Genomic DNA, 13,409 nt, shown 5'->3' with positions numbered 1-13,409 from the left:
AAATTCGAATAAAATACTTTGAAAAAAGAGAGAAAATTATGAAAATTGCTGTCGGAATACATAATTTCAGAGTTACACTCAGAAGTCCCTTACAAAATCAATCGTGATAATGTTTAATAGATAAAAATATTTTTTTTGAAGAATTAGAGCATTCAAAATATCATAAAAATGTTTTGCCAGACAATGAACTTGAAAATTCTATTTCTATCAAAAAAGGAATTGTTCAATTTACTTCTAAATATGAAAAATCATTTTCTTTCAAACATGAATTTGACAAAAACGAATTGACTTTTAAAAACCACAAAGTAAAATCTTTTGGATGTTCTTCTTGTAAAAGTGAGCTTATAAATCAAATTGAAGTTTTACATTATACGGATAAAAATGATTTTTCAATTCAATTATTTTCAGAAAATACGGAAGATGAAATATTTCTTTTTAAACCAAAAAAGAAAGCCAATTCTTTAAAGGAATATTTTACAATTTTTAACCAAAAAAGAAAAAAGAATTCTACGCAAAAAATCTATTTTTCAGAAAATGATGTTTTAAAAATTCCTATTATTAAATTTAATTTAGAACAATCTTTTGAAGAATTATCGAGCACTAAACTTCTTTCAAAAAAAGATACATTAAATCTTGACTATATAAAACATCATGTTGCTTTTCTTCTAGATGAAAAAGGTGCGAAAATTAAATCAGAATCTTCTATTGGAATGAAAACCGAAGAAAGAGAGTTTCAACCAAAAGAATTTCTTTTTGATAAACCTTTTCTGATTTTCTTCAAAAATAAAAACAATGAATTCCCTTACTTTGCAGTAAAAATTGATAATACTGAGTTCATGGATCTTAAAACTTCTGGTTTAAATAAATAGAAACATCTACGGGTCTTGCACTCTCCATAAAATCTAAATATAAAATATTTGGAATTTTTGGAAATTGTAATGCTTCTAAGCCTAAATTAGCATTCGGTTCTGAAGAAAAAATAAAAACTCCAGTAACTGGTGTAAGCGTCCAAGACAATAAAAACATGTCTACTTTATAACCGCTCGGCGTTTTACCATTATATTCGTTTAAAGCTCGTAATTGATCATTTTTCATATCTTCATAGGAAGTTGTGTTTGAATATTCATCAAAAACAATTAAATCTGCATTCTGTAAATCATCTTTTGACCAATCTCTATACACATAAATATCTTCAGAAGGGAAATCAATTTCATAGTTTTCATCTACAACTACCAAAAGCTTTCCTCCATTAGAAACGTATTCACTTATTGTTATTTCTCCTAATCTTTTTCCTGTATCATTTTTATACAAATATGCACCTAAATTTTGGTGTAATTTATCCACCAAACTTTTATACAAATCTCCATTAAAATCTTTAAAGTGAGAGAATTTTAGAATGATCAATTCTTCTCGACCTTCGTCCATGAATTTTTTTATATCATCAATTACCACATCCACAGAAGGACCTTGAATCGGACCATGATAAATATGTAAATCACCATCTAGTCTTAAATCAAAAAATCTTGATCCATGATGTAATTGCCCGTAAATACTCAAATCTTGTGTTTGTCCTAAACTCAATTCATACATTCCTGCATCATGCGAACCTGGAATAGCAATTTGCCCTAAAGTTTTTGAACCTATACTTGGCATTTCATTAATCATCCAATTTCCTCTATCTAAAATTTTACAAGCAGAACTATAAATTCCTCCTAAAGGATCCTCTGATTCGTGAACTTGAATAGCAAAATCTGCTGTTCCTCCTACATTAGGAAACTTTCCATCATCAAAATAAGAACTTGCTCCATGCCATACAATTTGATCTCCTTCAACTTTTCCAATTCTACTCCAGATATCATCATTCAATCCTTCTGAAGCATGTACTTCGATTACAGTTCCATCATCTTGTAAAACTACAGAAGGCGAAGCTCCACTTTCATATTGATAACCTTGTCCCCATTCAATATGTCCGTCTTTTATTTGACCAACATGGTAATATAGTTTTCCTGAAGTTTCTGAATTATGAACTTCGATAACAGTTCCGTTATTATTTAAGGCAATTTCTGGATTATTTCCAGTATCAAATTTTGTATTATCATTCCAAGAAATTGTTTTAGAATCTGGGTTTACAGTTCCTACTCTAGCAAATAAACCTGAATTTCCTTCCGAACGATGAATTTCAACAATTTGATTGTTATTATTCATATCAATACTTGGTTGAACTCCTCGATCATATTTATGACTTTCGGACCAAGAAATATCTGTTCCATTGTGAATTCCTACATGATAATATAAATCATATGTAATAATATTTGAAGTTTCATGAGCTTCTACAACAATTCCACTGTCATTGAAACAAACTGTTGGAGCAAGACCATTATCTAATTTTTTACTTTCAGACCAAACAACATTTGCTACAGGATCTAACTGCCCTGTATGATACCAAACGCTTCTTGTAGTTCTTGATTGATGTACTTCCACAATTTTTCCTTCACTATTTACATCTACTGCAGTTTTAAAACTATTTCCATCAAACTCTTTCGCATAACCGAATTGCACATCTTTAACATCAGGTGCAGCTCCTAAAGTTCCGACAAGATTATTTCCGTCTCCTACATTGGTTTCACTCGTAGAATCATCATCACTATTACAGGCAAAAAATAAAACAGATAAAAAAATCAAATAAAAAGTAGAGGTTCTCATTTCAGTACATTTTTCAATTATACTATGAAGTTACACCCGTTTTTTATAAAACTAAAAAGTAAAAACATTGTTTATCAGAAGTTTAACTTTATAAAACAAAAAAAGGCTTTCAATATTTGAAAGCCTAATTCCATGAAAAAGATTGATTATTAATTGTAAATTAACTAACATTTTGAAAGCTAATGCTTTCTACATTTCCGAAATCTTATTAGTTTCCATAGCTCTTTTTGGTAAACTTCTAAAAATGATGATTTATAATAATTAACTTCTTTTGATTGAAAATTTTTGCAGTATGAATTTCGAAAATCAAATATGCAATACTTTTTCTTTTTCTATACCACAAAGATATTTCAGTAAATCGCCAAACTATGTCGTATTAAAAGTTTTTAATTAAAATCTTTGGTTTAAATACATTGCAACATCTACAGCTCTTGCTCCTTCTATAAAATCTACATATAAAATGTTTGGAATTTTATCGAAGTTTTTTGCTTCATGACTTAATCTTTTATTTGCTTTTGGCGCATATAATTCTACTCCTGTAACAGGAGTCAATGTCCAAGAAAGTAAAAACATATCTACTGGTGTTCCATCTCCTGCAATTCCATTGAAACCATTTAATTTATTTATTTGATCATTTCGCATATTGTCAAATGAAGTTGTATTTGAATATTCATCAAACATTACCAAATCAGCTTTATCTAAATCATTTTTAGACCAATCTCTAAAAGTGTAAATATTTTCAATTGGATAATCAACAGCGAAGTTTTCATCTACTAATACTAAAATTTTTCCTCCTTCATCTACAAATTCCCCAATAGTGATACCTCCCAGCCTCAACTGTTCATTTTTGATAAATAAATATTGACCTAAATTTTCTTCAATTTTATCTACTAAAACTTTATATTTTTCTTGATTAATATCTTTAAAGTGAGAAAATTTCAAGATTACTAATTCTTCTCTACCCTCATCCATAAACTTTCGAACATCACTCAAAATATTATCTACAGAAGGTCCTCCAACAGGTCCATGATAAATATTTAAATTTCCATCTAGTCGTAAATCAAAGAAACGAGAACCATGATGTAATTGTTCATAAATATTTTGATCCTGTGTTTGACCAAGACTTAAATCATACATTCCTGCATCATGCGAACCTGGAATAGATATTTCTCCTAAATTTTTCGCAGCAATTGTTCCCATCGTATTTTTCATCCAGTTTGCTCTATCAATAAACTTACTTGCCGAATACCAAATTCCACCAAGTGGATCTTCCGATTCGTGCACTTGTATTGCATATTCATTCGTAGCAGCTACACTAGAATGCTTTCCTTTATCAAAATAAGAGCTTTTAGTAATCCAGTTAATCTGGTTTCCTTCTACTTTTCCAATCATGCTCCAAAGATTATTTTTCACACCTTCAGAAGTATGTGTTTCAATCACAGTTCCATCATCTAATAAAGCAATATCAGGCATAGAACCACTCTGGTATTCATAAGAACTTCCCCAATCAATTCTATCTCCATTTATGTATCCTACATGATACCAAAGTTTTCCAGAGGTTTCAGAGTTATGAACCTCAACTACTACTCCATTATTATTCAGAGCAATCTTAGGATTATGCCCCGTATCAAATTTTGAATTATTTCTCCAAGAAATAGTTCCATCACTTGGATTAACAGTTCCTACTCTTGCAAATAACCCAGAATTTCCTTGAGATTTATGAATTTCTACAACTTGATTTTTATTATTTATAGCAATACTTGGATGAACACCTTTATCATATTTATGACTTTTACTCCAACTAACATCACTTCCATTATGCACTCCGACATGATACCAAAGATCACTCGTGAAAATATTTGAAGTTTCGTGTACTTCGACTACTACATTTTGATCATTTATAGCTACAGAAGGCGCTAGACCATCATCGAATTTCTTACTTTCTGACCAGTTAATATTCATCACCTCATCTAGTTTTCCTGTGTGATACCAGACACTTCTTGTAGTTCTAGATTGGTGAACTTCTACAATATTCCCTTGATTGTTTACTGCTACGGTAGTTCTTGAACTATTTCCATCGAATTCGTTTGAATATCCGAATTGTACTTTTTTGACATCAGGAGCTGCTCCTAAAAATCTGTTTCTTCCTATTTCATCGTTTTGAGAAACTTTTGCATTGATAGTAACATCTTTTTCGTAGACGTCTTTATTACATGCAACAAATAATAGGGAAATAAATACGATTAATAATGCTGAATTTTTCATGACTAAAGAATTTGAATTGATTTGAAAACTTATAGCCATTTGGTCTTTTGCTGTATTTGGTGGTAAATGGCTATAAGTGAAGTTTTGCTGTAATAGATTTCATTTGTTTTATTTAAATTTTGAACGATATGACCAGTCGTCTTAAAAACATATTCAAAGATATGACCGGTCGTCTTAAAATAAAAATATAAAACTCTGTTTAGCAGTTTTTTAACCCTAACATTAACAGTTTTAATAAATTTTAAGATTTAATATTTTGATTTCAATACTTATAAACCTGAATTATTAAAAAATAAAAAAGGGATTATAGTAACTATAATCCCTTTCCTAAAAATGTATTTTAATATCTAAACTTAATTTATTCAGACATCAAACTAAATATGTTTTTGTTTATTAAAAAATTCCGTTTAAGTCGAATTTATAAGTTACACCTCCTAAGACTTGGAATCCTTGAACTCTATAATTAAAATAAGACTGATAATCTTGATTCAATACATTATTCAAGTTCACAAAAGCAGTTAATCTATTATTGAAAATATATCCTCCTTTTAAATTTAAATCTAAATAAGAATCTAACTCCACTGTTTCTAACTCATTTTTCGTGAAATTGAATTCTTGATCTTTTCTTGTTCCTACAAAGAATAATTTAGCTCCTGCAAACCAATGTTCACTTCTATACTCTGCTCCTAAAGAACCTTCTAAATTTGGTAAATTCCAAGCTTCTTTTTGATCTGTAGTATCGTAATTATAATACTTCACATCTGCTTTTACTTTCAAGAAATCTTTATAAGGAACTTCAATTCCTGCATGGAAGCTTAGTGTTTTTATTTCATCATAAATCACACTAAATGAATTTCCATATTTATAATTTTCAGTTTCTGTTGTTACATTATCCTGTAATAAAGAATTATAAATGAACAAAGGACTGTGCTTTGCATTTTTATATTCTCCTTTTAAGAAGTAACTAATATTAGAAGGTAATTTTCCTTTTGTTCCTAAATAAAATCTATACTTCGTATCTTCTGGAATTGTAAGTAAACTTGGTGCTAAAAATTTGTTGTCTTCTACAAAATCTTGATACGTTTGTTGCTCTAAATCTCCAGTAGCTCCGGCAAAAAGAACCATCACATCACTGATTAATTTATAAGAAGCCGTCACGTTTGGATAAGCATAAAACTTACTTACACTATTTTTTAAATCAAAAGTATAATAAACTTTAGCTCCTAAATTTACCGTTAATTCATCACGGAAAATTTCTAAACTTGGAGAAAATCCAAAATTAGCCCATTGATTTTTAAACTCTTCATCAGTCACATATCCTTTTTCAAAAGAATTATTTAAATATTCTAAATGAAACTTTGAAGTAATCAATTCTTCTGCAACTGGAAACTCGAAAGTAGGTTTTCCTACTACATGAATTTCACTAGTATTGTACGAATCTCCAAAATAATCAATTTTCAAACTCGCTTTCTTGAAGAAAGAGTCTTCCATATCTATATTCCCCCCAATACTTCCATTTGTATAGGTATGTGTTGGATCTATAGCACTTATTATTTCAGGAGCAAAAGTTACATTCTCTGGAAGTCCGTACCAATTATAAGTTTGTAATTGAAAACCACCATTTATTTCCCAATTCATATCTCTTGAAAACTCTTTATAATAGACTTTCATTTTTGTATCATAAAACTGATCATCTACTTTTACATCTTTAATTCCTCCTTGCGAAGAATGATGATTTAAAAATATTCCAAAATCGTTATATCTAGAAGAACTTGAATTCAAATAAACTTCAGCCAAAGGAGTAATATAATTTCCAAATCCTGCTGAAACATAACTCTTATAAAATCTTTCGATTTTTTCTTTCTTTAATTCTTTTGCTTTACCTGTAGCAGGCGTAAAAGTAGACGCCACAGGAAACGATTTAATAGAATAGTCTATTTCTTCCTTTTTAATATCATCACCTTCAATTTCAGGGCTCTTAATCAACTTAAAAGCATCTGATACTCTAGGTTTATAATTAACTTCAATAATTACAGTCTGAGTATCCAATGTATCTAAAACTTCTTCTGCCTCCTCTGCTTCTTTATTTGTATCCGTTGTCTTTTTTGTCTTTTGTCCAAAACTAACTTGAACCACAAACAACATCATTAAAATACCAACTAATTTCTTCATAATTTCTTTTAACTATTTTTATTGGTTTTCAAGTTTTACAGAATCATTTGTCTTTTTAGCCTCTGCTTTGATTTCGTTTAACATAACTCTAGCTTCTTCTAATACATCATTGTAGTCTTTAAAGTTTTGAATAACTTTTTCAAGAACGAAAGTAGCTTGGTATGTATCTTTTTTCTCATTAAAAATCTTAGCCATGATTAACAATGATTTTGCTCCCCAATATTTATGCGCTGAAAAATCAGATGCGATTTTCTGAATTGTTTTCATAGCACTATCATAATCTTTTGCTTTGTATTGGAAATACGCTTTATAATAAAGTGCTTCTGCTTTTAATTTACCTTTTGCAATTTTCTCTACTTCTTTATAAGACTCTTTTGCCTTGATATAATCTCCACTTTCAAAAGCTGCACGAGCAATAATGATTTTCGCATCAGAAATAATACGTTTTTCTACATTTTTCTGTTTTAAAATTTTATCTGCATAAGAAACTGCCTTTTTAAAATCAGAAGTTTCATAATAACCTTTCATTAAGTTTGTACTTGCAAAAATCTTATTTTGAGGAAGAGTTGCTAAATTCTCCAATCTACTTAAAACAGGAATTGCATTTGCCCAATCTTCTTTATTTACATAAATCTGAGATAATCTTGTTAGAGAAGGTTCTGTGAATTCGTTATTCTTTTCATTTAAAATTCTTTCAAAATATTGAATAGATTTATTCGTTTTCCCAACAGAATTTAAAGATTCTCCTAAATAGAAATTCGATTCTAACACATGCATCCCCTGTGGATATTTAGTTAAATATTTCTCAAATTCTGGTATTGCTTTTCCATATTCACTATTTAAATATTGATATTCAGCAGACTCATACTGTGCATGATCTAGCTCTGTCTTACTGATATTAATATGTCCAATCGTTTGTACCCATTCTCCATATTCATCTACTTTACTCAATGTAATATAAATCTGACGAGCATTTCTTACAGCCTCATTCGCTTCCGATGCTTTAGGGTAATCTGCTACAATTCTTTTATAAATATCAATTGCTTCTTCTTTTTTATTCTGATTATTATAAACAAGTGCTTTTCTAATCAAAATCTTAGGAACTAATGGACTATTAATATGTTTTTGTAAAAACTTATCATAAGTCTCAAGAGCTTTATTATCTTTTCTCTCGATCAAATAAGTATTTGCTAAATGGTAATAAGCATCATCATTATAAGTTGATTCAGGATATTTATTCACAAACTTCTCCAGCTCTTCAATTTTCACATCATTTTTATCCACATAACCATAACTTATAGATTTTTGGAAAAATGCATAATCCTCATCAATACTGTTCAAACGGATTGCTTGATTATAAGCAGTCATTGCTTCCCAATATTTTTTAGACATCGAATAACAATCTCCTAATCTCAAAAATGCATCATTTCTTTTTACAAGATCTGCTTTACTATTATTTTCAATATATTTTACGAAATGATCTGAAGCTTTCGGGTAATCTTTCAACTTCATATAAACATAAGCCAAATCATAATCTACTTCTTGTGCTTCAGGAATTCCTTCTCCTAAATAAAATTGAATAAAATCTTTAAAATCAATCAATGCTGCATTAAAAAGATTCACTTTATAATTTGCTTCTCCTCTCCAAAAAGTAGCTTTTGCGCTAATTTTCTGATTAATAGGATTGCTTAAAGAAGTAGTAAACATTTCAATTGATTTGTTATAATCTCCTTCATTGAAATATTGAACTCCTAAGAAGTAAGAAACTTTTTGGTATAAAGTTTTACTCTTTTTACTCTTTTGAGAATCTAAATAAACTAAAGCTCCCTCATAATCTTTTGAAGTTACATAAGCACTTACAATTAAATTCTCTAATTCTTTTTTGTATATAGATTTTGGATAATCATTTAAGAATTCTTGTAAAATTTGTGGTGTACTTTTATATGGGTTACCAATTTCATAACTCAATTTTGCGTAATTATACATCGCATCTTCTTTTAGTTTTGGTAAAAAACTCATCGAAGCTGCATGACCAAAAGCATTTAAAGCCTCTTGTTTTTTATCTAACTGTAAATAACATTCTGCAAGATGATAATAAGCATTTTGAGCAATTTCATTTTTACCATCAATAATTTTATTGAAATTATTAATCGCATTTTCATAATCTCCTTGCTTATAATAACAATAACCTAAAATATAGAAATCTGTATTATTCCATTTTCTTCTTTTTCCTTTATATTGCTTTAAATATGGAATAGCTTCTTCATATTGTCCTAAATTAAAATAACTTTCTCCAATAATTTTTGCAATTTCTGAAACCTCTGTCGGTCTAGCAGTTTCCATTAGCGGAAGCGCAATATCAATTGCCTTTTGAAAATTCCCTAATTTAAAATTCATATCTGCACGATAATAAGGAACATAATCATCAAAATTCGCATTCTTGTCTACTTCTTCAAAATACTTTTGAGCACTATCATAATCTTCTAATTTATAAGCAATATATGCGTAATAATATTTTGCATTTGCACCATATTTCGGAGAATCTAAAAGTTCTACAAATTGATCGTTTGCTTTTTCTAACTGATTTACTTTAAAATAAGAATATCCTAATTTAAAGGTAAAGTCCTCAGAACCTGAATGTATATTTTTCTTCGATGCTTTTTCATACCAAGATAATGCTTTCGCATATTTTCTTGTTTTAAAATAATAATCACCTGCATTCAGAAAAGCTTCATTTCTTTTAGCACTTGTTGGATATTTCTTCACAAAATCATCCATCAACTCATCCGCGTTACTTTCATTTAAGCGAATAGCACAACTTGAAATATAATAAGCACAATTCGCCTTATAATCTGTCGAATTATCAAACTTATCTTCAAGTTCTTCAAATAAATGTTTCGCTGCCGTGTACGCTTTATCGTTGTACAGTTCTAGAGCATGATCATATTTCTTTAAATCATTTTCATAAATAACCGATTTTTGTGAGAAAATCGGTTTACTAAATAGTAAAACTATTAAAATTATAAGGTTCCTTCTAAAGCTCATTTGATATCTTAATTTCTATTAGTATATAACGAATCAACTTTTCTAAATTGTATAAAATTTGATTTATCTTCTTTCTTTTCAATCATTATTTAATATCCAACAACTTCATTTTATTATTAATATTATCAATAATTATCTTTATTTATTTTTATAATTAAAATAAATATTAGAAATCTGCTTTCAATTTTTATACCAATAAACTAAAGTCTTGAATATTTTTAAAAATCATCCTATATAAAATCCTATAAATGTTAAAATTCTATATAAATTTTAGATTTTACAAAAATACCATTTCTTATTCTAAAAAAAACAAGAAATGGTATTAAAAAAAGGTAGAAAATATATTTTCTAAATTTTAAAAAAAGTGTAGGATTCTCACTTTTATTTTTCTGAAGTTAAATCATTTATTGTCAGATTAAATTCTTCGATAAATTTTGCGTAGTGTTCTCCAGTTGCAGGCCCAGAGAAACCTGTATGTATTTTGGCCACTTTTCCATTTTTATCGATAAAAATTGTAGTTGGAAAAGAAATAATTTTATTTAACATTGGTAATGTTTTCGAAGCTTCCTCTTTGTTTGCAGTTCCGGCAATCAGAAAATCATAAGGTACATTAAATGTTTCTTTCATTTTCTCCACTCTAGATTTTGCGTAATTAAAATCATCTTTAATCTCATATGCTAAACCTATAATTTCAACATCTTTATCCTTGTTTTCTTGATACCATTTTGTTAAAAACTGTGTTTCATCCATACAATTTGGACACCAAGTTCCAAAAATCTGTAAAATCACAACTTTGTCTTTATATTTTGGATCATCTAAACTTACTTTTTCTCCATTCAAATTTGGGAAAGAAAACGAAACAGTATCGTATCCTTCTTTTAAATAAGTCAATTTGTTAGCATCTGGCAATTTTGCATCTGGATTTTTCTTTCCAGTAAAAGTTTCAATCCAATTTAAACCAGATTTGAAAACTCCTTTTATTTCTCCGTTTTCTTTTAATTTCATGTTGAAAATAAAAGCATGATTTCCGTCAAAAGTTACCAGCTTCAAAAATCCATTTTCTTCAGTTCCTTCTAAATATCTATAATCTCCAGTTGGAGTCAAAAATGTTCCTTTTACCAAATTTCCTTTTTGTTCAAAAACTCCAATAGCAGGATTTTCATTTCCTTCATCATCTTTGAAAATAATATCCCATTTTCCATCAAATTTGTTTGTACTTACAGGATTTTCAAATCTTTTCGTTTCACCAAATTTCGCAGTAAAAGGTAACTCGTAGTTTGGAATATAGTTTTTTACATAAACTCCATTTAATGTATTTCCATTAATTTTTGCTTTTAATGAAATATCAAAAATATGCATCGAAATAAAAACTGAATCATTTTTAATTTCAATCTCATTTAAAGGAATTTTCTCTTCAGAATTAATTAAATACCCTGAGTATTTTCCGTCTTTTTCATCTATATCAAAAAGAAAAGGTAAAGTTTCATTTTGCATTAAAATTTCTCCTTTCCAGCTTCCTTTTTTAAGCTCAATTTTAGTTTTTTCTTCTGTTTTACATGCTACTAATAATGTAAACACGAACAGAAAATAGATCATTTTTCTCATTTCCTCGACTAATATTTATACATCTTCATTCAATCTTCGAAATAACAAATCTTATGTTAAAATAGTATCATTTTTAATGATAAAAATTCGTTAAACAAAAACAAAAAACTTTCAACCATCTAACTATAAAACTTATACGAAGTTTTTCAAGAAGCAAACTTAAACTATTTTAACATAAAACCCATTTTTTAAACAAAAATAACAATTGCTTAATTATTGAATTCTAAATCAAAATTTTAGTCGAAAAAAAATAAAATAATTACAAATTCTCTTCCAGCTGTTTTTCTACAATTTTTTGCTTTTTCTGAAATCTCAATTCACTTAAAACTCCACTTGCCATAAAAGACAAAGCAAAAACTTCTATTATATGGAACACACCATTATTATCAAAATCCCAAATCAACGTAATTTTTAAATCTTCAATAGTTTGTGCAATTGCAGCTAAAAATGAAAGTAGAATTCCGATTATCATTTTTGAAGTCCATTTCATTTTCGTTTTTTGATAAATTCTGTTGTAGTAAAAAAGTGCTAAAAGAAGAATAATGACTTCATAGCCTATAAAAAATAAAAAAGTATCGGGTCCGTATAAATTAAATAAGAAAAATAAAATACTCATCCCAGCTGCCAACCAATAAATTGCATCTGAAAGTCTTTTTTTGTAAAAGTCATACAAAGCTCCAACACCAACAAAGGAGATAAGAAATCCGGAACAAAGAAAAATAATATTCCAAAGAATTTTATAAGTCAGCTCTGAAATTTCCAATCCATGAGTTACTGCACCTAGCAGCGAGGAAATAGAAATACAAACAAATATTAATCCCCAAATTCCTGTTTTTCTTCTATCAATTTTCCAACCTGCTCTACGGATTGCTAAAAAAAAGATAAACGAAAGAAGGGCAATTATTAAATCTGTAAATGCTGCCGATTGATCATATGAATTTGCAACAATATCCATTTTTATTCTTTTTAATTATTGTCTTATTGCAGTCAAAATATTATGTGGTCTAAATTCTCTTTTTTCTCCATCAAACAAAGGTTCTTGGATATAATAAAAATCAAATTCTTGACCTTTTAAACTGTTATAATTAGAAATATCAACATTGGTATCGATGAAAGTGATCAAATGAAATTGCAATTTTGTTTTGGTCGGATCTTCTACTTCAATTATCAAAAATGGCTTTTCAATAATATTAACAACAGTTCCTTTAAACTGCATTCCTTCATCATCAACATCTTCTGAGTTTCCCTCATCTTTAAACAAAAGCATCAAATAACTTGGACAAACTTCTAACATTTTGACACCAACTACTCTTCCAAGTTTTTCTCCTTCTGCTTCGCTTGCATACCTTAAATCTATTTCAAACTCTTCTTTCAATTCTTTCATATATGGCGTAGAAGCTTTCATCATACACATTCCAAATTCTAGTGTAATTTGCTCCTCCGAAAGATCTTCTGAAAGATTACTTAAACACTCACAAGTACTATCTGTAATTTTGTCAATTACATCTTGCGAAAAAAGTGTAAAAGAGCTTAAAAAAAATAAAATCAATAAAGTATTTTTCATAAAAAAAGGAAACTTGATTTGACAAGCTTCCTTTAAATTACAAAATATTAAATCT

8 protein-coding genes are annotated in these 13,409 nt (G+C 28.6%); 1 reads left to right on the top strand and 7 read right to left on the bottom strand.

What is annotated here, in order from left to right:
- The first annotated feature begins 173 nt into the window (after positions 1-173).
- A complete protein-coding gene (locus tag I0K12_RS16450; protein ID WP_196889229.1) occupies positions 174-869 on the top strand; it encodes a serpin family protein in 696 nt (231 codons plus the stop codon).
- On the opposite strand, the gene I0K12_RS16445 is transcribed toward I0K12_RS16450, so the two are convergent.
- From I0K12_RS16445 to I0K12_RS16415, 7 genes are all read right to left on the bottom strand, one after another.
- Entirely contained in the window at positions 844-2,703 is a 1,860-nt protein-coding gene (locus I0K12_RS16445) for a phosphatidylinositol-specific phospholipase C domain-containing protein (protein WP_196889228.1), read from the bottom strand. The two genes, I0K12_RS16450 and I0K12_RS16445, sit on opposite strands and share 26 nt — an antisense overlap.
- A gap of 390 nt (positions 2,704-3,093) precedes the next feature.
- The gene (locus tag I0K12_RS16440) at positions 3,094-4,968 is read right to left on the bottom strand and encodes a phosphatidylinositol-specific phospholipase C domain-containing protein (protein WP_196889227.1); all 1,875 of its coding nucleotides are present in this window, start codon (positions 4,966-4,968) and stop codon (positions 3,094-3,096) included.
- A 393-nt stretch (positions 4,969-5,361) separates the two neighbouring features.
- The gene (locus tag I0K12_RS16435; RefSeq protein WP_196889226.1) at positions 5,362-7,140 is read right to left on the bottom strand and encodes a TonB-dependent receptor; all 1,779 of its coding nucleotides are present in this window, start codon (positions 7,138-7,140) and stop codon (positions 5,362-5,364) included.
- 18 nt (positions 7,141-7,158) lie between these two features.
- Positions 7,159-10,185 carry a tetratricopeptide repeat protein gene (locus tag I0K12_RS16430; protein ID WP_196889225.1) on the bottom strand — a complete coding sequence of 1,009 codons (3,027 nt, stop codon included), beginning with the start codon at positions 10,183-10,185 and terminating at the stop codon, positions 7,159-7,161.
- Positions 10,186-10,566: 381 nt separating this feature from the next.
- Positions 10,567-11,790, bottom strand: coding sequence for a peroxiredoxin family protein (locus I0K12_RS16425; protein ID WP_196889224.1), 1,224 nt, complete (start codon positions 11,788-11,790; stop codon positions 10,567-10,569).
- Between the two features lie 259 nt (positions 11,791-12,049).
- Positions 12,050-12,745 carry a DUF6962 family protein gene (locus I0K12_RS16420; protein ID WP_196889223.1) on the bottom strand — a complete coding sequence of 232 codons (696 nt, stop codon included), beginning with the start codon at positions 12,743-12,745 and terminating at the stop codon, positions 12,050-12,052.
- Positions 12,746-12,760: 15 nt separating this feature from the next.
- A complete protein-coding gene (locus I0K12_RS16415; RefSeq protein ID WP_196889222.1) occupies positions 12,761-13,354 on the bottom strand; it encodes a hypothetical protein in 594 nt (197 codons plus the stop codon).
- Positions 13,355-13,409: the final 55 nt, after the last annotated feature.

This window comes from Aureivirga sp. CE67 (assembly GCF_015767245.1).
Lineage (GTDB): Bacteria > Bacteroidota > Bacteroidia > Flavobacteriales > Flavobacteriaceae > Aureivirga.
The sequence above is the reverse complement of the archived record's forward strand: the minus strand, read 5'-3'. Positions and strand labels throughout refer to the sequence as shown.

Excerpts from the sequence above, each read along its gene's own strand:
- I0K12_RS16445 (WP_196889228.1), bottom strand. The coding sequence starts at position 2,703 with ATGAGAACCTCTACTTTTTATTTGATTTTTTTATCTGTTTTATTTTTT.
- I0K12_RS16440 (WP_196889227.1), bottom strand. The coding sequence starts at position 4,968 with ATGAAAAATTCAGCATTATTAATCGTATTTATTTCCCTATTATTTGTT.
- I0K12_RS16435 (WP_196889226.1), bottom strand. The coding sequence starts at position 7,140 with ATGAAGAAATTAGTTGGTATTTTAATGATGTTGTTTGTGGTTCAAGTT.
- I0K12_RS16430 (WP_196889225.1), bottom strand. The coding sequence starts at position 10,185 with ATGAGCTTTAGAAGGAACCTTATAATTTTAATAGTTTTACTATTTAGT.
- I0K12_RS16425 (WP_196889224.1), bottom strand. The coding sequence starts at position 11,790 with ATGAGAAAAATGATCTATTTTCTGTTCGTGTTTACATTATTAGTAGCA.
- I0K12_RS16420 (WP_196889223.1), bottom strand. The coding sequence starts at position 12,745 with ATGGATATTGTTGCAAATTCATATGATCAATCGGCAGCATTTACAGAT.
- I0K12_RS16415 (WP_196889222.1), bottom strand. The coding sequence starts at position 13,354 with ATGAAAAATACTTTATTGATTTTATTTTTTTTAAGCTCTTTTACACTT.